This is a genomic window from Tsukamurella sp. USMM236, from assembly GCF_037148755.1.
Taxonomy (GTDB): domain Bacteria; phylum Actinomycetota; class Actinomycetes; order Mycobacteriales; family Mycobacteriaceae; genus Tsukamurella.
The window spans coordinates 48,974-72,947 of sequence record NZ_JBBCSS010000005.1 but is presented as its reverse complement, the minus strand read 5'-3'; the positions used below and the strand labels follow the sequence as shown (position 1 = coordinate 72,947).

Below are 23,974 nucleotides of genomic sequence, written 5' to 3'. Positions count from 1 at the left end.
GATGAGCGAGAATCCGGTGAAGGTCCGCGTCGACGCGGGCAGCCCCTACGACGTGGTGATCGGTCGCGGGCTCCTCGACGAGACCGTCGCCGCGGCCGGCGAGGCGACCACGGCCGCGATCTTCTACCAGCCGACCCTCGCCGAGACCGCCGAGGTACTGCGGCAGGCCCTGGCGGACAAGGGGATCGATGCGCACCGCATCGAGCTGCCCGACGCCGAGGCCGGCAAGGACCTCCAGGTCGCCGGGTTCTGCTGGGAGGTGCTCGGCCGCATCGGCCTCAGCCGCCAGGACGTGATCTACAGCCTCGGCGGCGGCGCCGCGACCGACGTCACCGGCTTCGTGGCGGCCACCTGGATGCGCGGCGTGCCGGTGGTGCACGTCCCCACCACGCTGCTCGCGATGGTCGACGCGGCCGTCGGCGGCAAGACAGGCATCAACACCGACGCCGGCAAGAACCTGGTCGGCTCCTTCCACGAGCCGCGGGCCGTGATCGTCGACCTGGTGACGCTGGAGACGGTGCCGCGCAACGAGATCGTCGCCGGCATGGCCGAGGTCATCAAGACCGGCTTCATCGCCGACCCGGTGATCCTCGAGCTGATCGAGAAGGACCCCGAGGCCGCGCTCGATCCCACCGGCGACGTGCTGCCCGAGCTGGTCCGCCGCTCCATCGAGGTCAAGGCGAAGGTGGTCTCCGCCGACCTCAAGGAGTCCTCGCTGCGCGAGATCCTCAACTACGGCCACACTCTCGCGCACGCGCTGGAGCGCCGCGAGCGCTACCGCTGGCGCCACGGCGCCGCCGTCTCCGTCGGCCTGATCTACGCCGCCGAGCTCGGCCGCCTCGCCGGCCGCCTCGACGACGAGACCGCCGACCGGCACCGTCGGGTCCTCGAATCCGTCGGCCTGCCCACGAGTTACGACGCCGACGCCTTCGGGCAGCTGCTCGAGTACATGGGCAAGGACAAGAAGAACCGTGCGGGCCTGCTCCGGTTCGTCGTGCTCGACGGCTTGGCCCGTCCCGGCCGGCTCGAGGGCCCGGACCCGTCCCTGCTGGTCGCCGCCTACTCCGCCGTCGCCAAGGAGGGGACGCAGCCCGCGGGCGCCGTGCTCCTCTGAGCGCTGCTGCGCAGTTGACCTCAACCGTCGTTGTGGTCTTAGCGTGGCCGCATGACGAATGTCGCACCGGCGCGAGCGGGGCGGAAGCAGTGGGCGGGGCTCGCGGTGCTGGTCCTGCCGACGTCGGTGGCGTCGCTCGAGCTCACCCTGCCCAATCTCGCCCTGCCGGCGATCGCGCGGGATCTCGGCCCTTCGGCCTCTCAGTCCCTCTGGCTCGTGGACGTCTACGGTTTCCTGCTCGCGGGGTCGTTGATGGCCATGGGGGCATTGGGTGACCGGGTCGGTCGTCGTCGGCTGCTCCTGTTCGGTGCCGCGGGATTCGGAGCGGTATCGGTCCTCGCCGCGTACGCGCCGAGTGTTGAGGCGCTCATCGCCGGCAGGGCGCTGCTCGGGGTGATGGGCGCGACTCTGATGCCGACGGCGCTCGCACTCGTCGCGACGATGTTCGCTGATCCACGCCAACGGACGTCGGCCGTGGGCGCCGTGATCGCGAGCGTCGCCGGAGGCACCGCGGTGGGTCCCCTGATCGGCGGTTGGGTTCTCGAGCACTTCGGGTGGGGTGCGACCTTCCTGACCGTGGTGCCGTTGGTGCTCGCCCTCCTCGTGATCGGCCCGTTCGTCCTTCCCGAAGGACGCTCGCAGGGGGCGGGGCGCGTGGATCTCCTCAGTGTCGCGTTGTCTCTGGTCGCCGTCCTGTCGGTCATTCTCGGTCTGAAGGAGATGGCGGAGAACGGTATCCGTCTGCCGGTGACCGTGACGCTCGGCCTCGGCGTGGTCGCGGCCGGAGTCTTCCTCCGGCGCCAGCGGCGAATCGACGATCCGCTGGTGGATCTGACCCTGTTCCGTTCCAGGCGGTTCCGGCTCGCGATCGTCACCCTGCTGCTCGGAATCTTCGCCCTGTTCGGCACGAACTTCCTCCTCGCCCAGTATCTGCAACTGGTCCTCGGGCTTTCCCCGCTCGCCGCCGGGCTCTGGACCGTCCCCGCCGCGCTCGGGGTGCTCGCGGCGGCGACGGCCGCGCCGGTCGCGGCACGACGTTGGCCGCCCGGCAACGTCGTGGTCGCCGGGCTCCTCGTCGCCGCCGGGGGCTTCGCGGTGCTGATGCGCGTGGACCCCGCTGGCGGAGCGATGCTTCCGGTCGTCGGTTCGGTGATCGTCTCACTGGGCCTGGGGGCGATGATGACACTGTCCACCGACCTCGTCGTCGGAGCCGTGCCCGTCGCCCGTGCGGGGCAGGCTTCCGCGCTGTCCGAGACGGCGCCGGAACTGGGTGGAGCGCTGGGCGTCGCGATCCTCGGCAGTGCCGCTGCGGTCGTCTACCGCGGCCGCCTGTCCGACGTGTCGGTGACGGAGGTCCCGGCCGAGGTGGCGGCACGTGCTTCGGAGACTCTGTCCGGTGCGTTTGTGGCAGCCGATCTCATGCCGCCCGCCGCCGGCGGTGAGCTGATCGCGGCAGCGCGCGAGGCGTTCACGGCGGGCTTGCACACGGTCGCGACCATCGATCTCGTGCTCATGTCGGTTCTGGCACTGCTCATCGCAGTCGTGATCCGCCGCTGAGGCGGAGGGCGCCTCGCCCCATCGATCAGTCCAGCCCGAGTAGGTCCGCGGTCCGCTCCAGGGTGTAGTCGAACAGCGCGTCGGCGGGCTCGAAGGTGTTCGCGTACTGGCCGAACAGCTCGAAGCTCACGGCGCCGAAGAGCTGCGTCCAGGCGAGCACGCCCAGTGCGAGCTGGGCTCGATCGGCGTCCGGGGCCACGACCTCCGCCGCGGCGCGCAGCTGCTCGTCGAGCCCGCTCGACGGTGCCGGGCCACCGCCCTTCCCGCACACCGCGATCCGCGCGAAGGCGCCCGACGTGCGGATCGCGGCGGCGGTCGTCTCCGCCGGCGCGTGGTAGCCGGGCACCGGCGAGCCGTAGAGCAGCGTGTATTCGTGCGGGTTCGCCAGGGCCCAGGCGCGCAGGGCCCGTCCCGCGGCGAGCCACCGCGCCCGCGGGTCGTCGACGCTCGCGTCCGCCGCCTCCACCGCGTCACCGAGCGCCGTGTAGGCGTCCGTGATCAGCGCGGTGAGCAGCGCGTCGCGGCTGGAGAAGTAGCGGTACACCGCCGACGAGGCCAGGCCCAGGTCGCGGGCGACCGCGCGCAGCGACAGCGCGGCGGCGCCGACCTCGCGGAGCTGGTCCCGCGCGCTGCGGGTGATCTCGGCAGTGAGTTCGGCGCGGGCGCGCTCGCGGGCGGTCAGGGAGGCGTTCACCCCTCGATCATTGCACTGATCCGAAACGAGAGCACTGCTCTTGACAACAGTCCGTCGAAGACGGAGCATGGAATCGAAACGAGAGCAGTGCTCACACTTTGGAGGATCTCATGACCGCACCCGCCGCCGACCACGTCCGCCCCGGCCGCACCGCGACCGCGTTCAACAACACCGTCGCCTGGCTCGCCCGGCGCGGCGTCTCCCTCTACGGCAGTAGGGAACTCGCGGTCCGCGGGCGCACCTCGGGGGAGTGGCGCACCACCCCCGTCAACGTCCTCGCGGTCGACGGCGGCGAGTACCTCGTCGCCGCGCGCGGCGTCACCCAGTGGGTGCGGAACATGCGCGTGGCGGGCTCGGGCGAGCTCCGGCTCGGGCGGAACGCCGATTCCTTCACCGCCACCGAGGTCACGGATCCGGCCGCCAAGGTGCCAGTGCTGCGCGCCTACCTGCGCAAGTGGGCCTGGGAGGTGGGCGCCTTCTTCCCCGGCCTCTCCGCCGACAGTTCCGACGACGAGCTCGCCGCCGCCGCGGTCCGCTACCCGGTCTTCGTGCTCCACCGTCCCTGAGACCACCCGGTCGGCGGCGCGCCCGCCCAGCTAGGGTGGCCGCGTGGCGCTGGTGGGCAGGGACGACGAGCGCGCGCGGATCGACCGGCTGCTCGCCGGGGCGCGCGCCGACCGCGGCGGGGCTCTCGTCGTGCGCGGCGAACCGGGCATCGGCAAGACCGCCCTCCTTGATCATGCGGTGGGGCTCGCGTCCGACGCCGGCATGCGGGTCGTCCGCGGGGCGGGCATCGAGTCCGATTCCGAACTCGCGCACGGCGGCCTGCACCAGCTCCTGCACCCGTATCTGAACCGGCTCGACGGACTGCCGGTCCCGCAGGCCGCGGCACTGCGCACCGCGTTCGGCCTCGCCGAGGGGTCTGCTCCGAATCGCTTCCTGGTGTCCGCGGGCGTGCTGGCACTGCTCTCCGACCTCGCCGACGAGGCGCCCCTGCTGTGCGTGGTCGACGACCTGCAGTGGCTCGATCGAGGATCGGCGGAGGCGCTGCAGTTCGCGGCGCGCCGGTTCGCCGCCGATCCGATCGCGCTGCTGTTCGCGGTGCGCGAGACGTCGATGCCCTTCGCCACCCCCGGAATCGACACCCTGCACCTGGACGGCCTCGAGGCGCACGCCGCGGCCCGCATCCTCGACGCGCACGCGCCGGGGATCGACGACGCCCTGCGCGCCCGGGTGCTCGAGGAATCGGCGGGCAATCCGCTCGCGCTCATCGAACTCGGTGCGGTGCCGCGGTCGGGCGGCGGAGAACCGTCGGACCCCGTCGGCCCCGTGGGCGCGCTGGCCGCGCCGTTGCGCGTCCAGGAGGCCTTCCGCGGACAGATCGCGGCCCTGCCCGAGCCGACGCGCCGCGCCCTGCTCGTGGCCGCGGCGGACTCCGCGGCCCCGCTGGCGACGATCGTGCGCGCCGTCGAGGAGCTCGGCGGCGCGGTCGCGGACCTGGCGCCCGCGGAGCGCGCCGGCCTGATCGGGATCGGGGACCGCGTCTCCTTCCGGCATCCGCTGGTGCGGTCCGCGGCATACCGGGGCGAGCCCCTGCCGCACCGGCTCGAGGCGCACCGGGCTCTCGCGCGCGCCTGCGCGGCGGACCCGGACCGGTACGCGTGGCATCTCGCCGCGGGCACGCCGACGCCGTCCGAGTCGGTCGCCGTCGCGCTCGACGGGGTCGCGGAGCGCGCCCGGCATCGCGGCGGGGCCATGGCGGTGTCGATCGCGTACGACCGCGCGGCGCGGCTCAGCGAGGACGATCCGCGCCGCGCCGCGCGGATCGCGCGCGCCGCCCAGGCCGCGTACGACGGCGGACGGCCCGACCGCGCACAGCGGCTCGCCGCGGAGGCCCTGTCGCTCAGCAGCGACCCGGGGGTCCACGCCGACGCGGTCTACGTGCTCGGCGCCGTCGCCTATGAGCGCGACTCCCCGCGCGCCGACGCCGAGCTCACCCTCGATGCGGCCGCGTCGACGATGGACGACGACCCCGAGCGGACCGCGCTCGCCCTGTACGAGGCGGGGCACGCCGCTCGGCACGGCGCGGAGGGCGATCTGCTCGGCCGGGTCGCCGCGATGCTGAGCGACTTCGCGCCCCCGGCGCAGTGGACGCTCGTGATCGACGCGATCCGTGGCTGGGCCGAGCTCGCCGACGGGCGACCGGGACCGGCAGTCGCCCGGATGCGTCCGCTCGCGGCGGGGGCGGACGCCCCATTGACCCATGCGATCACCGCCGCCATCAGCGGGCTGCTCACCGCGCGGGAGGACGAGGTCGTCGGCCTCGTCGCCGACATGCTGGACGCCGCGCGGGCGGAGGGGGCCCTGGGCTGGATCCCGTACTGCCTCGGCGTCCTGGCGGTGGCCCGGCTGCTCCGCGGGGAGTTCGCGGACGCCCGCGTCTGCGTCGCGGAGGGGGCGGCGGTGAGCGAGGAACTGGGTAACCGGACGGAGTACCTCGCGCACCGCTCGCTCGAGGTGTGGCTCCTCGCGGTCGCGGGCGAGCAGGACGCGTGCCGCGCCCTCGCGGAACGGACCCTTCCCGACGCCCGGAACCGGCACCGCGTCGACGCCGAGATAGGGGCGTGGGGGACCGGTCTGCTCGATCTCGCCGCGACGCGGTACGCGGAGGCGCTGACCGCGCTGGAGTCGGTGTGCACCGGACCCGCAGGGCGCGACGTCCTCCTGCGCGCAGTCCCCGACCTGGTCGAGGCCGCCGCGCGGGGCGGGGTGCCCGAGCGGGCGGCCGCGCCGTTCGCGGGCTTCGTGGAGTGGGCGGAGGTGGTCGATCGTCCCGTGACCAGCGGCCTCGTGCTGCGCTGCCGTGCCCTCCTCGCCCCCGACGACGAGGGCGAGGACCTGTACCGCGCCGCGCTGCGGCTGCACGAGGAGGCCGCCGGCGGTTACGACCTGGCCCGCACCCGACTGGTGCACGGGGAGTGGCTCCGCCGCCGGCGCCGGCGGACGGAGGCGCGGGCGCAGCTCGCGGCCGCGCTCGCCGGGTTCGAGGACGTCGGCGCCGCGCTGTGGGCGGACCGCGCCCGCGCCGAGCTCGTGGCGCTCGGGGGCGCGGATGCGGGCCGGCGCAGCGCGGGCCCGCTCAACCGGCTCACCCCGCAGGAACTGCAGGTGGTGCAGTTCGCGGCGGCCGGCTGCACCAACAAGGAGATCGCGGCCCGCCTCTTCCTCAGCCCGCGCACGGTCGGCTACCACCTCTACAACGCGTATCCCAAGCTCGGCGTCGCCGCCCGAGGCGACTTGGCGGCCCTCGTCGCGCAGGGAAGCGGTACCGGTACGTCGCACCCGGAACCCGGTCATCGTGACTGATCCGCCCGCCGCTGTGCGCTCGTAGCGTTCTCCGTAGGGCATTCGGCCCCACACCGGACAACCGCACCAAGGAGCGATCATGACGCAGTACTTCCTCAGCCTTCCCCACGACTCCGCGGAGGAGACGACGATGGCCGACATCGACCCCGCCGAGCTGGAGGCGCTCTTCGCCGAGGTGGGGGCGTTCAACGACGAGCTCCAGTCGACGGGCGCGTTCGTCTTCGCCGGCGGCCTGCAGCCGCCGTCGACCGCGACCACCGTCGACGCCTCGGGCGACGCGCCGGTGTTCACCCCGGGCCCGTTCGTGGAGGCGCCCGAGTACCTCGGCGGCTTCTGGGTGATCGAGGCCGACAACGACGACGACGCGATCGAGTGGGCCAAGAAGGCGTCCCGCGCGCTGCGCAGCCGGGTGGAGGTCCGCGCGCTGCAGGAAGCGCCCGCGTGACCGGTGCCGGCGCTCGACCGCCGGTACATTCGGGACTGTGACCGAGACCAGGACCATCGATCAGTCCAGCGGCGTGCTGGAGGTGCACACCGGCGTGGCCGGGCGGTCGGCCCGGCTGGGGCACCGCCTGGTGCTCGCGCCGACGACGTGGCGGGCGGCGATCGAGGTCGACGGCGAGCAGCCGGTCTCCCTCGTCGTCACCGTCGACGCGGGCTCCCTGGAGGTCGTCTCCGGCGAGGGCGGGCTCACGCCGCTGACCTTGCCGGAGCGGGCGGTGGCCACCGCCAACGCGCACCGCTCGCTCAAGGTCAAGGCGAACCCGACGATCGAGTACCGCTCGGCGACGATCGAGGCCTCCGAGAACGGCTTCCGCGTGCGCGGGGAGCTGACGATCTGCGGCACCACCCGCCCGTGCGACTTCGCCCTCGCGTACGAGGAGGCCGAGCCGGCTCCCGCGTTGGCCACGGCCGTCCCGGTGCGGCAGACGGATTTCGGGATCAAGCCCTTCTCGCTCATGATGGGCACCCTGCAGGTGGCCGACGAGGTCACGGTCGTCGCGCGCGCGACGGTCTGACGCAGCGGGACGGTCCGACGCCGCGCGGCGGCGCGCGACCGGCGCGCCGCGATACCGTGGCAGGATGCCGCAGACGATCACGGACCACGCCCGCCGGCGCGACACCCTCCGCGCCGCGCTCGCGAGCCACGACCCCGCCCTCGACGCACTGCTCGTCACCGATCTCGACAACGTCCGCTACCTCGCGGGTTTCACCGGCTCCAACGGCGCGCTGCTCGTGGCCGCGGATCCCGCCGCCGACGCCATCGCCACCGACGGCCGCTACCTCACCCAGGTCGCGGAGCAGTCCGGCGACCTGCGCGCGATCATCGAGCGCGACGTCGCGAAGGCCCTCCTCGCGGAGGCGGACGGCACCGTCGGCTTCGAGGCGACGGCCCTGAGCTACGCCGACCACGCCCGGCTCGCGCCGGAGGCGCGCCTGGTCCCGACCACCCGGCTCGTCGAGAAGCTCCGCGAGGTCAAGGACGACGGCGAGATCGAGCTTCTCCGCCGCGCCTGCGCGATCAGCGATCAGGCCCTCGGCGCGCTGGTGGAGGAGGGCGCGATCCGCCCCGGGGCCACGGAGGCGCAGGTCGCGCGGCGCCTCGAGAATCTGATGTACGAGTTCGGGGCCGAGGCGGTCGCCTTCGAGACCATCGTCGCCGCCGGGGCGAACTCGGCGATCCCGCACCACCGGCCCACCGACGCGGTGCTCGCGGCCGGCGACTTCGTCAAGATCGACTTCGGCGCGCGGTTCCGCGGCTACCACGCCGACGAGACGCGCACCTTCGTCCTCGGCGAGCCGGCGGCCTGGCAACGGGAGATCTACGACGTGGTCCGGGCGGCGCAGACCGCCGGGCGGGAGGCCCTCGTGCCGGGCGCCGACGTCCGCGCGATCGACGGCGCGGCCCGCGCGGTGATCGAGGCCGCGGGCTACGGCGAGCAGTTCCTGCACGGCCTCGGTCACGGCGTCGGTGTGCAGATCCACGAAGCCCCGACGCTGGGCAAACTCGGCAGCGGTACACTGTCCGACGGTGCTGTGGTCACCGTGGAGCCGGGTGTGTACCTCCCGGGTCGTGGTGGAGTCCGCATCGAGGACACCCTCGTGGTCCGTGCGGACGGACCGGAACTGCTGACGCGCACCACCAAAGACTTGATCGCACTCTAGGAGAATCGACACAACGTGGCATCGACTGCTGATTTCAAGAACGGCCTGGTCCTCAACCAGGAGGGCCAGCTGTGGCAGATCATCGAGTTCCAGCACGTGAAGCCGGGCAAGGGCCCCGCCTTCGTGCGGACCAAGCTGAAGAACGTCGTGTCGGGCAAGACCGTCGACAAGACCTTCAACGCGGGCGTCAAGGTCGAGGTCGCCACCGTCGACCGGCGTGACTTCGACTACCTGTACCACGACGGCTCGGACTACGTCTTCATGGACGCCGAGACCTACGACCAGATCAACCTGGACGACGCCAAGGTCGGCGACGGCGCGAAGTTCCTGCTCGAGAGCATGCGCGTGCAGATCTCGATGCACGAGGGCGAGGCGCTCTTCGTCGAGCTGCCCCTGTCGGCCGAGTACGTCGTGCAGCACACCGACCCGGGCCTGCAGGGCGACCGCTCCACCGGCGGCACCAAGCCCGCCACCCTGGAGACCGGCGCCGAGATCAACGTCCCGCTGTTCATCAACACCGGCGACAAGCTCAAGGTCGACACCCGTGACGGCGGCTACCTGGGGCGCGTGAACTCCTAAGTGCCCGAGCAGTCTGACAACCGGCGCCCGAAGAAGTCGGGCGCCCGACACCGGGCGCGCAAGCGCGCCGTCGACCTGCTGTTCGAGGCGGAGGCCCGCGGGGTCACCGATCTCGACGACCTGCTCGCGGAGCGCCGGCAGCTCGCCGCCGACGACGCCTCCGTCGCCCCGGTGTCCGAGTACACCGCCACGCTGGTCACCGGCGTCGGCCTCGACGGCGCCCAGGTCGACTCGGTGATCTCCTCGCACCTGACGGGCTGGACGCTCACGCGCCTGCCCGCCGTCGACCGGGCGATCCTGCGGATCGCCGTCTGGGAGCTCTTCAACGCCGTCGACGTGCCTCCCGCCGTCGTGGTCGACGAGGCCGTCGAGCTCGCCAAGGAGCTCTCGACCGACGATTCGCCGACCTACCTCAACGGGGTGCTCGGCAAGGTCGCGGCGCTCGCGCCGCAGGTCCGGGCCGCAGCCGCCGCCCAGCCGGCCGACCGCCCGGAGTAGCCGCTCAGCCCTTGAGGCGCTCCGCGAGGGCGCGGGCGTTGCGCAGCGCGAGGGCCTGCACCACACCGATGGGGTGCACGCCGCTCGCGGTCGGCAGGGCCGAGGCGTCGGCGATCACCACGTTCGGCACGTCCCACAGCGCGCCCTCCGGGTTCGCCGCGCCGCGCCGCTCCGAGGACGCCATCCGGACGGTGCTCATCGGGTCCTGCGCGCCGAGCGCGATCTCGCCGACGCCGTACCCGGCCGCGTGCGACTGTTCCAGGAACCGCTCGACCGGGCGGTCGCCGGGAACGTGATCGCCCCCGCGCTGCTGGCCGGTGAAGATCCGCCGCGCCCCCGCGGCTTCGAGGATGCGGACCGCGGTGTCCACACCCGTCCGCAGGTTCGTCCGGTCGGCCTCCGCCAGGTCGTACCGCACGGAGGGCTCGCCGGAGGCGTCCATCACCACCTCGCCCGCGCCCCGGTCGCGCAGCACCACGCGCACGATCGACAGGTGCGGGAACTGCCGCATCACGTTGAGGTGTTCGACGGGGTTGCGCCACGGCACGAAGCTCGACGCCAGCGCGGGCGTGAGCGGCGCGGTCTCGTACCGCACGCCGAAGCCGTTGCCGTCGAGGTTCGCGTGCGCGTCGCTGAACCGGGTCGATGGTGCGCCCAGCCACGGGTCCACGGTCTCGCCGAACAGGCCGACCGCAGTGGCGGTGGGGTGCAGGTGCAGGTGCTTGCCCACGTGCTGCCCGCCGATGCCCGAGCGGGCGAGCAGCGCCGGCGTCTCGAAGCCGCCCGCGGCCACCACGACGGCGCTGCAGCGCACCGTGAGCCACGAGCCGCCCGAGGTCCGCGCGATCACCGTGCGGGCGCGCCCGCCCTGCGTCTCGATCGACCGGGCCTGTGCGCCGGTCACGATGCGGGCGCCCTTCTTCTCGGCGTCGCGCAGCCACGTGCGGCCGGCGTCCTGCTTGGCCGCGACCCGGCTGGACGGGCCCCACCGGCCCTCGGACTCGAAGTCGTCCGCCAGGCTCACGGGCCGTACCGGCAGGTCGAGCGCGCGGCAGCCCTTCTCCAGGATCACGTCCCGCGCGGAGGGGGTGCCGGCGCCGTCGGTCACGCCCGAGCGCTGCCACACCTCCGCGAGGGCGGCGTCCAGTGCGGGTCCGGTGTCGATGCCCCGCGCCGCCCAGTCGGCGCGCACCTCCTCGGGCGGGAGGAAGTAGCCGCCGTGCGAGACGGTCGTGCCCCCGCCGAGGCAGCGCGAGGTCAGGAGGTAGGACTGCGCGTTCTCGGTCCAGAACGGTCCCGGCGCGTACAGCTGCGCCAGGTTGTCGAGGTCGGAGTCGCCCACCTCCGTGGGCGCGACGTAGTCGCCGCGCTCGAGGACCAGCACGTCGAGCCCCGCCTCGGCGAGCGCCGCCGCGGCCACCGCGCCGCCCGCGCCGGAGCCGATCACCACCACGTCGCACGCGGTCGAGGCGTCGATCTCGTAGCGCGCGGGGGAGAGGGGCCGCTGCGCGCGCAGGGCGCGGGCCCGCGGCTTCTTCATGGGCGCCTGCCGCGGGTAGCCGATCGCGGCCATCAGCTCGGCTCCCGGGCCGTGCTCGCCGTCGGCCCCGCCCGCGGCGTAGTAGGCGAGCAGCGCGATGTTGCGCAGGCGCTTGAACAGCATCCGCTTCTGGACGAACCGCGACCGGGACAGATCGATCAGCACCCGCTCGCGTTCGGCGGCCGAGAGATCGGCGAAGCGCTGCCCCCGGGTCCCCAACACAGTGGTGCAGAACACGCGGTTGTCGAAGAGTGACAGGGACTGCGCGAGCGTCACGCCGTCGCTGTCGCGCGGACTGCGGTCGGCGTAGGAAACGGCCAGGTCACCGGCCCGGAGGTCGCTCGCGGAGGGGATCGCCACCCCGTCCCCCGGGGCGAAGGAGTCGACGATCGCGGACAGCGTCGTGCGTTGCCTGGTCGACAATTCCATGACCTGAACGTACTGGTATGCTTCGTGTCGCATCAAGGCATCCTTTTCAGTCCGTCCAGTGAGGCGGAGCGAGCCGTCCGGAGAGGCGGAGAAGGGGGTCACGTGGCTCGGGAACTCATGTCCGCGGCCGATGTCACCCGAACGGTGGCTCGGATCGCGCATCAGATCATCGAGAAGACGGCCTTAGACACCAGGGCCGCGGGTGATGAATCGCATCCCCGCGTCGTCATCTTCGGCATCCCTACGCGCGGTGCGGTTCTCGCCGCCCGGCTGGCGGCCGACATCGAGGAGTTCTCCGGCGTGGCGGTGCCCGTCGGTCACCTCGACATCACCCTCTACCGCGACGATCTGCGGCACAAGCCGCACCGCCCCCTCGAGCGCACCACGGTGCCGCCGCAGGGGGTCGACGGTGCGCTGGTCATCCTCGTCGACGACGTCCTGTTCTCGGGCCGGACGGTGCGCGCCGCGCTCGACTCGCTGCGCGACATCGGGCGGCCCGCCGCGGTCCAGCTCGCGGTCCTCGTCGACCGCGGTCACCGGCAGCTGCCGATCCGCGCCGACTACGTGGGCAAGAACATCCCCACCTCCCGGCAGGAGGACGTGCAGGTGCGGCTGCAGGAGAAGGACGGCGAGGACGCCGTGGTGATCTCCGAGCTGCCCGCACCGGAGACGACGGAGGACGCGCTGTGACCAGGCACCTGCTCTCCGCCGCGGACCTGAGCCGCGCCGAGGCCGAGGAGATCCTCGACGAGGCGGACCGGCTGCAGCAGGCGCTGATGGGCCGCGAGGTCAAGAAGCTGCCCACGCTGCGCGGCCGCACCGTGATGACGGTCTTCTACGAGAACTCCACCCGCACCCGCGTCTCCTTCGAGGTCGCGGGCAAGTGGATGAGCGCCGACGTGATCAACGTCTCCGCGTCCGGCAGCTCCGTCGCGAAGGGCGAGTCGCTGCGCGACACCGCGCTCACCCTGCACGCCGCCGGCGCCGACGCGCTGATCGTCCGGCACCCGGCGTCCGGTGCGGCGCAACAGATCGCGGACTGGACCCACTCGGCCGCCGCGCTCGGCGGCCTGCCCGGGCCCGTGGTGATCAACGCCGGCGACGGCATGCACGAGCACCCCACCCAGGCCCTGCTCGACGCGCTGACCCTGCGGCAGCGGCTCGGCGGCATCGAGGGCCGGCGCATCGTCATCGTCGGCGACGTGCTGCACAGCCGGGTCGCCCGGTCGAACGCGCTGCTGCTGTCCACGCTGGGTGCCGAGGTCGTCCTGGTGGCGCCGCGCACGCTGCTGCCGGTCGGCGTCGAGACGTGGCCGGTCACGGTCGCCGATTCGCTCGAGGCCGAGCTCCCCGGGGCGGACGCGGTGATGATGCTGCGCGTGCAGGCCGAGCGCATGAACGGCGGCTTCTTTCCCAGCGAGCGCGAGTACTCGGTGCGCTTCGGGCTCAACCCGCAGCGCGCGGCCCTGCTTCCCGATCACGCCGTCGTGCTGCACCCCGGACCGATGCTGCGCGGCATGGAGATCGGCTACTCGGTCGCGGACTCCGCGCAGGCCGCGATCCTGCAGCAGGTCAACAACGGCGTGCACGTCCGCATGGCGGTCCTCTTCCATCTTCTCGCCACTGAGGGAGGCCCCGAATGAGTGTGCTGCTCACTGATGTCCGGCCGTACGGCGAAGGCGATCCGGTCGACGTCGCGATCGCCGGCGGCGAGATCACCGCCATCGGCGCCGGTCTCACGCCCGCCGAGGGCGCCGAGGTGATCGACGGCGGCGGCAAGGTCCTGCTGCCGGGCTTCGTCGACCTGCACACGCACCTGCGCGAGCCCGGCCGTGAGGACACCGAGACCATCGAGTCCGGTTCCGCCGCCGCCGCGCTCGGCGGCTACACCGCCGTCTTCGCCATGGCCAACACCAGTCCGGTCGCCGACTCGGCCGTGGTCACCGATCACGTGTATCGCCGGGGCCAGGAGGTCGGACTGGTCGACGTGCACCCCGTGGGCGCCGTCACCGTCGGGCTGAAGGGCGAGAAGCTCGCCGAGATGGGCATGATGGCCGCCGGGCCCGGCCGGGTGCGGGTGTTCTCCGACGACGGTGTCTGCGTGTCGGATCCGCTGCTCATGCGCCGCGCGCTGGAGTACTCCGCGTCGCTGGGCGTGGTCATCGCGCAGCACGCCGAGGAGCCGCGCCTGACCAAGGGGGCCGTGGCGCACGAGGGACCCGAAGCCGCCCGCCTGGGCCTCGCCGGCTGGCCGCGCGCCGCCGAGGAGGCGATCGTCGCCCGCGACGCGCTGCTGGCCCGCGACGCCGGTGCGCGCGTGCACATCTGCCACGCCTCCACGGCGGGCACCGTCGAACTGCTGAAGTGGGCCAAGGGGCAGGGCATCGCGATCACCGCCGAGGTGACGCCGCACCACCTGCTGCTCGACGACTCGCGGCTGCAGACCTACGACGCGGTGAACCGGGTGAACCCGCCGCTGCGCGAGGCGTCCGACGTGGCCGCCCTGCGGAAGGCGCTGCGGGACGGCGTGATCGACTGCGTCGCCACCGACCACGCACCGCACGCCGAGCAGGACAAGTGCTGCGAGTTCGCGGCCGCCCGCCCCGGCATGCTGGGACTGGAGACGGCGCTGGCGATCGTCGCGCAGGTCTCGGTGGAGACCGGCGACCTCGACTGGCGCGACGTGGCGCGGGTGATGAGTGAGAAGCCCGCGCAGATCGCGCGCCTGGACGATCAGGGCCGGCCGATCGGCGTCGGCGAGCCCGCGAACCTGACGCTGGTCGACCCCGACCTGGGGTGGACGGTGCGCGCGGACGAGCTCGCCAGCCGCTCGCGCAACACCCCGTTCGCGGAGCTGAGCTTCCGGGCCAAGCCCGTGCTCACGCTGCTCCGCGGCCGGGTCACCGCCCGCGACGGCGCGGCCGCGCAGCCCGGGACCGGGGTGCGGGCGTGAGCGTCAGCGACTTCGCCACGCTGCTGCTCGTGCTCGTGGTGCTGGCCGCCCTGTTCGCGCTGATGGCGCTGGGCTGGCGCCGCCGCGGGCAGCGCCAGGCCGCGTCGGTGGGCGAGATCCCCAGCACGCCCGAGCAGCTCAGCGAGCTGGTCTTCGGCCCGGTCTCCGGCGTGTACGTCGGCAGCACCGTGGCGCCGCACTGGCAGGACCGGGTGGCGGTGGGGGACTGGGGCTACCGCGCCACCGTGAACCTGAGCCGCTACGCCGACGGCTACCTGATGGAGCGCGGCAGGGGCAACCCGATGTGGATCGCCGACGAGCACCTGGTGGAGGTGCGGCGAGCCTCCAAGCTGGCCGGCAAGGTGATGCCCGGCGACGGACTGTTGGTGTTCCGCTGGGAGCTCCCCACCGGCACCGTCGTGGACACGGGCTTCCGCGCCGACGACAAGACGACGTATCGAAAACTGATGGACGTGAGGGAAAGTTAGATGGCTGCCGACAACAAAGCACTGCTGGTCCTCGAGGACGGAACCGTGCACCGCGGAGTCGAGTTCGGCGCCGTCGGGCAGACCCTCGGCGAGGCCGTCTTCTGCACCGCGATGACCGGCTACCAGGAGACGCTGACCGACCCGTCGTACGCGCGACAGATCGTGGTGGCGACCGCCCCGCAGATCGGCAACACGGGCTGGAACGACGAGGACGACGAGTCCCGCGGCGACAAGATCTGGGTCGCCGGCTACGCCGTGCGCAACCCCACCCGCCGGGTGAGCAACTGGCGCGCCAGCGGCACCCTCGAGGGCGAGCTGGTGGACCAGGGCGTCGTCGGTATCGCCGGCATCGACACCCGCGCGCTGGTGCGCCGCCTCCGCGACAACGGCTCCATGCGCGCCGGTGTGTTCTCCGGCGAGGCGCTCGCTCCCGAGGCCGAGCTCCTCGACCGGGTGCGGGAGCAGCCGTCGATGAAGGGGCAGAACCTGATCGGCGAGGTCTCGACCACCGAGTCCTACACCATCGAGCCGGAGGGCGAGGCCCGCTTCACCGTGGTCGCCGTCGACCTCGGCATCAAGACCAACACGCCGCGGATGTTCGCCGAGCGCGGCATGCGGGTGCACGTGGTGCCCTCGACCATCACGCTCGACGAGGTGCGCTCGTTCAACCCGGACGGCTTCTTCCTCTCCAACGGCCCCGGCGACCCCGCCACCGCCGCGCACGAGGTGGAGCTGACCCGCGGCGTCCTGGACGCCGGGCTGCCGCTGTTCGGCATCTGCCTGGGCAACCAGCTGCTGGGCCGTGCCTTCGGCCTGGAGACCTACAAGATGAAGTTCGGCCACCGCGGCATCAACATCCCCGTCGTGGAGCACGCCACCGGCCGGATCTCGATCACCGCGCAGAACCACGGCTTCGCCCTCGAGGGCGAGCGCGGCGCCGAGTTCGACACCCCGTTCGGCCGCGGCCGCGTCAGCCACGTGTGCGCCAACGACGGGGTCGTGGAGGGCGTCGAGCTGCTCGACGGCCGCGCCTTCTCGGTCCAGTACCACCCGGAGGCCGCGGCGGGTCCGCACGACGCCGCCTACCTCTTCGACAAGTTCGCGACTGTTATGGGAGACAAGTAATGCCACGGCGCACCGACATCCAGCACGTCCTGGTGATCGGCTCGGGCCCGATCGTGATCGGCCAGGCCTGCGAGTTCGACTACTCCGGCACCCAGGCCTGCCGCGTGCTGCGCGCCGAGGGCCTGCGCGTCTCGCTGGTGAACTCGAACCCGGCGACGATCATGACGGACCCCGAGTTCGCGGACGCCACCTACATCGAGCCCATCACCCCCGAGTACATCGAGAAGGTGATCGTCGCCGAGCGCGACAAGGGCTTCCCGATCGACGCCGTGCTCGCCACCCTCGGCGGCCAGACCGCGCTCAACGCCGCGGTCGGCCTGCACGAGCAGGGCATCCTCGAGAAGTACGGCATCAACCTCATCGGCGCTGACTTCGACGCCATCCAGCGCGGTGAGGACCGGCAGAAGTTCAAGGACATCGTCGCCAAGATCGGTGGCGAGTCCGCGCGGTCCAAGGTCTGCTTCACCCTGGACGAGTGCAAGGAGACCGTCGCCGACCTGGGCTACCCGGTCGTCGTGCGGCCGTCGTTCACCATGGGCGGCCTCGGCTCGGGCATGGCCTACGACGAGGCCGACCTGATCCGCATCGCCGGTGCGGGCCTCGCCGCCTCGCCGACCGCGAACGTGCTCATCGAGGAGTCGATCCTCGGCTGGAAGGAGTACGAGCTCGAGCTCATGCGCGACGGCCGCGACAACGTGGTGGTCGTCTGCTCCATCGAGAACGTCGACCCCGTCGGCGTGCACACCGGCGACTCGGTCACCGTGGCCCCGGCGATGACGCTCACCGACCGCGAGTACCAGATCATGCGCGACCAGTCGATCGCCATCCTCCGCGAGGTGGGCGTCGACACGGGCGGCTGCAACATCCAGTTCGCGCAGGACCCGCGCGACGGCCGCCTCGTCACCATCGAGATGAACCCGCGCGTCTCGCGCTCCTCGGCGCTCGCCTCGAAGGCCACCGGCTTCCCGATCGCCAAGATCGCCGCGAAGCTCGCCGTGGGCTACACGCTCGACGAGATCCTCAACGACATCACCGGCGAGACCCCGGCGTGCTTCGAGCCGACGCTCGACTACGTCGTGGTCAAGGCCCCGCGCTTCGCCTTCGAGAAGTTCCCCGGCGCCGACGACACCCTCACCACCACGATGAAGTCGGTGGGCGAGGCGATGAGCCTGGGGCGCAGCTTCGCCGAGGCCTTCGGCAAGGTGATGCGCTCGCTGGAGACCAAGCGCCACGGCTTCTGGACGGGTGCGCCCGTCGAGGGCACGCTCGAGGAGCTGCTGCAGGAGATCACCGTCCCCAAGGACGGCCGGTTCTACCTGATCGGCCGGGCCTTCGAGCTGGGCGCCACCGTGGAGCAGGTCTTCGACGCCACGGCGATCGATCCCTGGTTCCTCGAGGAGATCAAGGCGGTCATCGACCTCGGCACGCGGGTCCGCGACGCGGACCTGACGCCGGACCTGGTGCGGCTGGCCAAGACCCACGGCTTCTCCGACCTGCAGATCGCCGAGCTGCGCGGGGTGAGCGAGGACGAGGTCCGCGCGTTCCGGCACGAGCACGACGTGCGCCCGGTCTACAAGACCGTCGACACCTGCGCCGCCGAGTTCGAGGCGAAGACCCCGTACCACTACAGCAGCTACGAGCTGGACCCGTCGGCCACCGGCGAGGTGGCCCCGCAGACGGAGCGGCCCAAGGTGCTCATCCTCGGCTCGGGCCCGAACCGTATCGGCCAGGGCATCGAGTTCGACTACTCGTGCGTCCACGCCGCGCTCACCCTGAGCGAGGCCGGCTACGAGACCGTGATGATCAACTGCAACCCGGAGACGGTCTCCACCGACTACGACACCGCCGACCGGCTCTACTTCGAGCCGCTGACCTTCGAGGACGTCCTCGAGGTCTACCACTCGGAGCAGCGCTCCGGCGAGGGCGGCCCGGGCGTCGTCGGCGTCATCGTGCAGCTCGGCGGGCAGACCCCGCTGGGCCTCGCCGCGCGCCTCAAGGCCGCGGGCCTGCCCATCGTCGGCACCTCGCCCGAGGCCATCGACCTCGCCGAGGACCGCGGCGAGTTCGGCCGCGTGCTCACCGAGGCGGGCCTGCCGGCGCCGAAGTTCGGCACCGCCACCACCGCCGAGGGGGCCCGCGAGGTCGCCGCCGGGATCGGCTACCCCGTGCTCGTGCGCCCGTCGTACGTGCTCGGCGGCCGCGGCATGGAGATCGTCTACGACGAGCAGGCGCTCCTCGACTACATCTCGCGCGCCACGGAGCTCGCGCCCGATCGCCCGGTCCTGGTGGACCGGTTCCTCGAGGACGCCGTGGAGATCGACGTCGACGCCCTGTGCGACGCCACCGGCGAGGTCTTCATCGGCGGCATCATGGAGCACATCGAGGAGGCCGGCATCCACTCCGGCGACTCGGCCTGCACCCTGCCGCCCACCACGCTCGGCCGCGCCGACATCGACGCGGTGCGCGCCGCCACCGAGGCGCTGGCCCGCGGCATCGGCGTGCACGGCCTGATGAACGTGCAGTACGCGCTCAAGGACGACGTGCTCTACGTCCTCGAGGCCAACCCCCGCGCGTCGCGGACCGTGCCCTTCGTCTCGAAGGCCACCGCGGTCCAGCTCGCGAAGGCCTGCGCCCGGGCCATGCTCGGCCAGACCATCGCCGAGCTGCGCGAGCAGCAGATCCTGCCCGCGGAGGGCGACGGCTCGCAGATGCCGATCGACGCGCCGGTCTCCGTCAAGGAGGCGGTGCTGCCCTTCAACCGGTTCCGGCGCGCGGACGGCACCGGCGTCGACTCGCTGCTCTCGCCCGAGATGAAGTCCACCGGCGAGGTGATGGGCGTCGACCGCGACTTCGGCACCGCCTTCGCCAAGTCGCAGACCGCGATCAGCGGCTCGCTGCCCGCCACCGGCAACGTCTTCGTCTCGGTCGCGAACAAGGACAAGCGCGCGCTGATCTTCCCGATCAAGCGCCTCGCCGACCTCGGCTTCTCGATCCTCGCCACCGAGGGCACCGCGGACGTGCTGCGGCGCAACGGGGTCCAGGTGGAGACGGTGCTCAAGCACTCGGATGTCATCCCCGAGGGTGAGCAGTCCATCGTCGAGAAGATCAAGGCCGGCGAGGTGGGCCTGATCATCAACACTCCGTTCGGCAACGCCGGCCCTCGCGTCGACGGCTACGAGATCCGCACCGCCGCGGTGCAGGCCTCCGTGCCGTGCGTGACCACGGTGCAGGGCGCCTCGGCCGCGGTGCAGGGCATCGAGGCGGCGCTGCGCGGCGGCATCGGCGTCAAGAGCCTGCAGGACATGCACGCGGCACTGGTGAACCGGTGACCTTCGCCGCGCGCGTCGCCAGCGCCGTCGCCGACCGGGGGCGGCTGGTCGTGGGCATCGACCCGCACCCGCCGCTGCTCGCCGCGTGGGGCCTGTCCGACGACGCCGCCGGCGTGCGGGCCTTCGGGCTGCGCTGCGCCGAGGCCTTCGCCGGCGAGGTCGGCTTCGTCAAGCCGCAGGTGGCCTTCTTCGAGCAGTTCGGCGCCGCCGGGATGCTCGCGCTGGAGGAGGTCATGGCCGCGTGCCGCGAGGCGGGCGCGGTCGTGATCGCCGACGCCAAGCGCGGCGACATCGGCTCCACCATGGCCGGCTACGCGCGCGCCTGGCTCGGCGACTCGCCCCTGTCCGCCGACGCGGTGACGCTCTCGCCCTACCTCGGCTACGGCTCGCTGCGACCGGCGATCGACGTGGCCCGCGCCGCCGGGCGCGGCGTCTTCGTCCTCGCCCGCACCTCCAACCCCGAGGGCGCGCAGGTGCAGGCCGACGGCGTCGGGCAGCGGATCGTCGACGACGCCCGGGCCGACAACGCCGACGGGACCGGCACCGTCGGCCTCGTGGTGGGTGCCACCCGCGAGCACGGCCTGGACCTGGACGGCCTGGCCGGGCCGATCCTCGCGCCGGGACTGGGCGCGCAGGGCGCCACTCCGGCGGACCTCGCGGCGATCTTCGGCACGGGTGCGACGGTGCTGCCCAACTCGTCGCGGCAGGTGCTCGGGGCGGGCCCCGAGGCCGCGGCGCTGCGGTCCGCGGCGCTGGCCGTGCGGGACGAGGTCGAGCGCGCGCTCGGCTGATCCGTCCTCGCCCGATCCGATCCTCGCCCGATCCGCCGCGGCTATCGTCGACGGGGTGAACGTCGATGTGACACCGCTCCCCGGCATCGGAGTGCGCAAGGACTTCGAGCTCGCCACCGGCCGCCGCGTGGGGGTCGTGGCGCACCGCGACGGCACCGTCGAACTGTTCCTCTCGGAACGCGACGATCCCGACGCGAGCGCCGCCCAGGTGCCCCTGTCCGGCGAGGAGGCCGGCGTGCTCGCCAACCTCCTCGGCGCGCCGCAGCTGGTCAACCAGTTGCACGCTGACCAGCGCGGACTCGAGGGCATCAACACGCGGCAGCTGCCGATCCTCGCCGGCTCGCCGTACGACGGGCGGACACTGGGGGAGACCCAGATGCGGACCCGGACCAAGGTCTCGCTCGTGGCGGTGATGCGGGCGGGCGAGGTGCAGCCCTCGCCCGGCCCCGAGTTCGTCTTCACCGCGGGCGATCTGCTGGTGGTCGTCGGGACGGCCGAGGGGCTCGACGCCGCCGCGCAGATCCTGACGAACGGGTGACCCTCCACCTCGACGAGAACACGGTCGCGCTGATCGAACTCGGCGCCATCTTCTTCGTCCTGGGCTTCCTCGGCCGCGCCGCCAGCAAGGTGGGGGTCTCGCCCATCCCGCTGTACCTGATCGGCGGCCTGGCCTTCGGGGTCGGCGGCGTGATCCCGCTCGGCGAGGCCTCGGAGTTCAGCCACACCGCCGGCGAGATCGGCGTGATCCTGCTGCTGCTCATGCTGGGCCTCGAGTACACCGCGGCGGAGCTCACCACCGGCCTGCGGCAGTCCTGGCTCGCCGGTGTGGCCGACATCGTGCTCAACGCCACCCCGGGCGCCGTCGTCGCGCTCGTCCTCGGCTGGGGGCCGACCGGCGCCCTCGTACTCGCGGGCGTCACGTACATCTCGTCGTCGGGCATCGCCGCGAAGGTGCTCAGCGACCTCGGCCGGCTCGGCAACCGCGAGACGCCCGTCGTGCTCTCGGTGCTGGTCTTCGAGGACCTGGCGATGGCGATCTACCTCCCGATCCTCACGGCGATCCTGGCCGGTCTCGGACTCGCGGGCGAGGTCTCGGCGGTGACGATCGCGGTGGTGGTGGTCAGCGTCGTGCTGATCTCGGCGGTCAAGTACGGCCACCGGGTATCGGCGCTGGTCTACAGCGACGACCGCGAGGTCTTCCTGCTCAAACTCATCGGCGCCGCCCTGCTGGTGGCGGGTGTGGCGTCGGCGCTGCAGGTCTCCGCGGCCGTAGGCGCCTTCCTGCTCGGCATCGCCATCTCCGGGTCGATCGCCCACGAGGCGACGCGCCTCCTGGAGCCGCTGCGCGACCTCTTCGCGGCCCTATTCTTCGTGGTCTTCGGGCTGAACACCGATCCGCGGGCCATTCCGCCCGTCCTCGGCTGGGCGGTCCTGCTCGCCGTCGTGACCACCGCGACGAAGCTCGCGACCGGGTGGTGGGCGGCCAAGCGGGTCGGCGTGAAGCGGATGGGCCGGGCCCGCGCCGGCGCGGCCCTCGTGGCGCGTGGGGAGTTCTCCATCGTCATCGCCGGACTGGCGGTCACGGCGGGCGCCGTGGACGGCCGCGTCGCCGCGCTCGCCACCACGTACGTCCTGATCATGGCCGTGGTGGGGCCGATCATCGCCCGGGTCGTCGAGCCCGTGGTCCGGGCGGGGGAGCGGACGGTGCGGCGCGTGCGTTCCGGCGCATCGCCCTCGGCGGGGTGACGGCGGGCCCTCGTCGACGGCGAACGGGGCGCCGACACGCCCGGGCCCGCCGCGAAGTGCAGGTATTTTCGCAGGTCACTTGAGTTTCACCTGTCACATCGGCCGGTCGCTCGTCGCGAGGTTCTACCGTTCTGAAAGCATTGTGGTGCAACGGTTCTCGATTGCAACGCACACTGTGTGCAGCTGTTCGGGCCGTCGCCCGGCCGGGACGCCTACAACACCGCCAAACCGCAGGTGAGAGGGGGGTGGGGTTCCCATCCCGCGCGAAACGTGGGTACCGTCGCAGGAGTCGCAAGTACGCGGCAAAGACCTAAGTACATCGAAGACGGAGGAATCGTGGCCCTTCCCCAGTTGACCGACGAGCAGCGCGCCGCTGCTCTGGAGAAGGCAGCTGCCGCTCGTCGTGCACGCGCCGAGCTGAAGAACCGGCTCAAGGGCGGCACCACCACCCTGCAGCAGGTGCTCAAGGACGCGGAGACCGACGAGGTCATCGGCAAGATGAAGGTCTCGGCACTGCTCGAGGCGCTTCCCAAGGTGGGCAAGGTCAAGGCGCAGGAGCTGATGACCGAGCTCGAGATCGCCCCCACCCGCCGCGTGCGGGGTCTGGGCGACCGGCAGCGCAAGGCGCTGCTCGAGAAGTTCTCCGCCTGACACGTAGTGTCCGGAGAAGTTCCCGCGGGCCGGAGGGGCCGACTGGTTGTACTGGTCGGCCCCTCCGCCGTCGGTAAGTCGTCTGTGGTCGGCAAGCTCCGCTCGGAGGTTCCCGACCTGTTCTTCTCGGTGTCCGCCACCACGCGCGATCCGCGCCCCGGTGAGGTGGACGGCCGGGACTACCACTTCGTCGGCGACGGAGGTTTCGACCGCCTGATCGCCGACGGTGCGCTCCTCGAGTGGGCGGAGATCCACGGCGGCCTGCAGAGGTCGGGGACGCCCGCGCAGCCCGTGTACGCGGCGCTCGAGGCCGGGCGGCCCGTGCTGGTCGAGGTGGACCTCGCCGGCGCGGCCAGCGTCAAGGCCGCGCTGCCCGAGGCGGTCACCGTCTTCCTGAGCCCCCCGAGCTGGGACGAGCTGGAGCGCCGGCTCCGCGGCCGGGGCACCGAGAGCGCCGAGAAGATCGAGCGCCGACTCGAGACCGCGCGGGCCGAGATGGCCACGCGGGACGACTACGACGCGGTGGTCGTGAACGACGACTTGGACCGCGCCGTGTCGGATTTGGTATCCTTGCTGGTCGGCGCCGGCGACCCGACGGCCTAGCCTTGCCGCCTTGCGGGCGTAGACTGGGCGGACCAGCGATAATCGTGAAGTTTGTGACGTAGGAGAAGCGTGAGCACCACCACTGAGACCGTGTACGACCAGCCGCTCGGCATCACCAACCCGCCGATCGACGAGCTGCTCGAGCGCACCTCCTCGAAGTACGCCCTGGTGATCTACGCGGCCAAGCGCGCGCGTCAGATCAACGACTACTACAACAGCCTGTCCGACGGCATCCTCGAGTACGTCGGCCCGCTCGTCGAGCCGGGCCTGCACGAGAAGCCGCTGTCGATCGCCATGCGCGAGATCCACGAGGATCTCCTGGAGCACACCGAGGGCGAGTAGAGC

Annotated in this window: 23 protein-coding genes; 21 read left to right on the top strand and 2 right to left on the bottom strand. The window is 72.4% G+C overall.

The features are described from left to right. Position 1 precedes the first annotated feature (1 nt). Positions 2 to 1,114 (top strand): 3-dehydroquinate synthase, encoded by a 1,113-nt coding sequence (gene aroB, locus WFK95_RS17175; protein WP_224646595.1) that lies wholly within the window; start codon positions 2 to 4, stop codon positions 1,112 to 1,114. Positions 1,115 to 1,165: 51 nt separating this feature from the next. Next, positions 1,166 to 2,671, top strand: a complete 1,506-nt coding sequence (locus tag WFK95_RS17170) for an MFS transporter (protein WP_336671349.1) — start codon at positions 1,166 to 1,168, stop codon at positions 2,669 to 2,671. 25 nt (positions 2,672 to 2,696) lie between these two features. Here WFK95_RS17170 and WFK95_RS17165 read toward each other — a convergent pair whose 3' ends face one another. Beyond that, positions 2,697 to 3,365, bottom strand: coding sequence for a TetR/AcrR family transcriptional regulator (locus WFK95_RS17165; RefSeq protein WP_336671348.1), 669 nt, complete (start codon positions 3,363 to 3,365; stop codon positions 2,697 to 2,699). A 110-nt stretch (positions 3,366 to 3,475) separates the two neighbouring features. Between WFK95_RS17165 and WFK95_RS17160 the strand changes: the two genes are divergently transcribed. The 7 genes from WFK95_RS17160 (at position 3,476) to nusB (ending at position 9,974) form a co-directional block, all read left to right on the top strand. Next, complete coding sequence (locus tag WFK95_RS17160; RefSeq protein WP_224646592.1) at positions 3,476 to 3,931, top strand: nitroreductase/quinone reductase family protein; 456 nt, start codon at positions 3,476 to 3,478, stop codon at positions 3,929 to 3,931. A gap of 43 nt (positions 3,932 to 3,974) precedes the next feature. Next, positions 3,975 to 6,731 (top strand): ATP-binding protein, encoded by a 2,757-nt coding sequence (locus WFK95_RS17155; RefSeq protein ID WP_336671347.1) that lies wholly within the window; start codon positions 3,975 to 3,977, stop codon positions 6,729 to 6,731. A gap of 79 nt (positions 6,732 to 6,810) precedes the next feature. Further along, positions 6,811 to 7,176, top strand: coding sequence for a YciI family protein (locus tag WFK95_RS17150; RefSeq protein WP_224646588.1), 366 nt, complete (start codon positions 6,811 to 6,813; stop codon positions 7,174 to 7,176). Between the two features lie 37 nt (positions 7,177 to 7,213). Beyond that, positions 7,214 to 7,750, top strand: a complete 537-nt coding sequence (locus WFK95_RS17145; protein ID WP_336671346.1) for a YceI family protein — start codon at positions 7,214 to 7,216, stop codon at positions 7,748 to 7,750. Positions 7,751 to 7,814: 64 nt separating this feature from the next. After that, positions 7,815 to 8,897, top strand: a complete 1,083-nt coding sequence (locus WFK95_RS17140) for a M24 family metallopeptidase (protein ID WP_336671345.1) — start codon at positions 7,815 to 7,817, stop codon at positions 8,895 to 8,897. A gap of 15 nt (positions 8,898 to 8,912) precedes the next feature. Then, complete coding sequence (efp, locus tag WFK95_RS17135) at positions 8,913 to 9,476, top strand: elongation factor P (RefSeq protein WP_224646583.1); 564 nt, start codon at positions 8,913 to 8,915, stop codon at positions 9,474 to 9,476. Beyond that, complete coding sequence (gene nusB, locus WFK95_RS17130; RefSeq protein WP_224646581.1) at positions 9,477 to 9,974, top strand: transcription antitermination factor NusB; 498 nt, start codon at positions 9,477 to 9,479, stop codon at positions 9,972 to 9,974. A 4-nt stretch (positions 9,975 to 9,978) separates the two neighbouring features. Here the strand turns inward: nusB and WFK95_RS17125 are convergent, their stop codons facing one another. Beyond that, positions 9,979 to 11,976, bottom strand: coding sequence for an FAD-dependent oxidoreductase (locus tag WFK95_RS17125; protein WP_224646579.1), 1,998 nt, complete (start codon positions 11,974 to 11,976; stop codon positions 9,979 to 9,981). A 69-nt stretch (positions 11,977 to 12,045) separates the two neighbouring features. Between WFK95_RS17125 and pyrR the strand changes: the two genes are divergently transcribed. From pyrR to rpoZ, 12 genes are all read left to right on the top strand, one after another. Further along, positions 12,046 to 12,633, top strand: a complete 588-nt coding sequence (gene pyrR, locus WFK95_RS17120; RefSeq protein ID WP_224646578.1) for a bifunctional pyr operon transcriptional regulator/uracil phosphoribosyltransferase PyrR — start codon at positions 12,046 to 12,048, stop codon at positions 12,631 to 12,633. Then, the gene (locus WFK95_RS17115) at positions 12,630 to 13,586 is read left to right on the top strand and encodes an aspartate carbamoyltransferase catalytic subunit (protein WP_224646577.1); all 957 of its coding nucleotides are present in this window, start codon (positions 12,630 to 12,632) and stop codon (positions 13,584 to 13,586) included. The genes pyrR and WFK95_RS17115 overlap by 4 nt, the downstream gene beginning before the upstream one ends. Further along, complete coding sequence (locus WFK95_RS17110; protein ID WP_224646576.1) at positions 13,583 to 14,896, top strand: dihydroorotase; 1,314 nt, start codon at positions 13,583 to 13,585, stop codon at positions 14,894 to 14,896. Before WFK95_RS17115 ends, WFK95_RS17110 begins: the two co-directional genes overlap by 4 nt. After that, positions 14,893 to 15,384 carry a PH-like domain-containing protein gene (locus tag WFK95_RS17105; RefSeq protein WP_224646575.1) on the top strand — a complete coding sequence of 164 codons (492 nt, stop codon included), beginning with the start codon at positions 14,893 to 14,895 and terminating at the stop codon, positions 15,382 to 15,384. Before WFK95_RS17110 ends, WFK95_RS17105 begins: the two co-directional genes overlap by 4 nt. Continuing rightward, positions 15,385 to 16,509: a glutamine-hydrolyzing carbamoyl-phosphate synthase small subunit gene (gene carA / locus WFK95_RS17100; RefSeq protein WP_224646574.1), complete on the top strand. Its 1,125-nt coding sequence runs from the start codon at positions 15,385 to 15,387 to the stop codon at positions 16,507 to 16,509. Further along, positions 16,509 to 19,838, top strand: coding sequence for a carbamoyl-phosphate synthase large subunit (gene carB / locus WFK95_RS17095; protein WP_336671344.1), 3,330 nt, complete (start codon positions 16,509 to 16,511; stop codon positions 19,836 to 19,838). The genes carA and carB overlap by 1 nt, the downstream gene beginning before the upstream one ends. Next, positions 19,835 to 20,629 carry an orotidine-5'-phosphate decarboxylase gene (gene pyrF / locus WFK95_RS17090; RefSeq protein ID WP_336671343.1) on the top strand — a complete coding sequence of 265 codons (795 nt, stop codon included), beginning with the start codon at positions 19,835 to 19,837 and terminating at the stop codon, positions 20,627 to 20,629. The genes carB and pyrF overlap by 4 nt, the downstream gene beginning before the upstream one ends. Positions 20,630 to 20,684: 55 nt before the next feature. After that, complete coding sequence (locus WFK95_RS17085) at positions 20,685 to 21,167, top strand: cation:proton antiporter regulatory subunit (protein ID WP_336671342.1); 483 nt, start codon at positions 20,685 to 20,687, stop codon at positions 21,165 to 21,167. Further along, the gene (locus WFK95_RS17080) at positions 21,164 to 22,375 is read left to right on the top strand and encodes a cation:proton antiporter (protein WP_224646566.1); all 1,212 of its coding nucleotides are present in this window, start codon (positions 21,164 to 21,166) and stop codon (positions 22,373 to 22,375) included. The genes WFK95_RS17085 and WFK95_RS17080 overlap by 4 nt, the downstream gene beginning before the upstream one ends. Positions 22,376 to 22,711: 336 nt before the next feature. Next, positions 22,712 to 23,026, top strand: a complete 315-nt coding sequence (gene mihF, locus WFK95_RS17075; protein ID WP_224646564.1) for an integration host factor, actinobacterial type — start codon at positions 22,712 to 22,714, stop codon at positions 23,024 to 23,026. 6 nt (positions 23,027 to 23,032) lie between these two features. Beyond that, positions 23,033 to 23,629: a guanylate kinase gene (gene gmk / locus WFK95_RS17070; protein WP_224646562.1), complete on the top strand. Its 597-nt coding sequence runs from the start codon at positions 23,033 to 23,035 to the stop codon at positions 23,627 to 23,629. Positions 23,630 to 23,698: 69 nt separating this feature from the next. Next, positions 23,699 to 23,971 carry a DNA-directed RNA polymerase subunit omega gene (gene rpoZ, locus WFK95_RS17065; protein WP_068520856.1) on the top strand — a complete coding sequence of 91 codons (273 nt, stop codon included), beginning with the start codon at positions 23,699 to 23,701 and terminating at the stop codon, positions 23,969 to 23,971. Positions 23,972 to 23,974 lie beyond the last annotated feature (3 nt).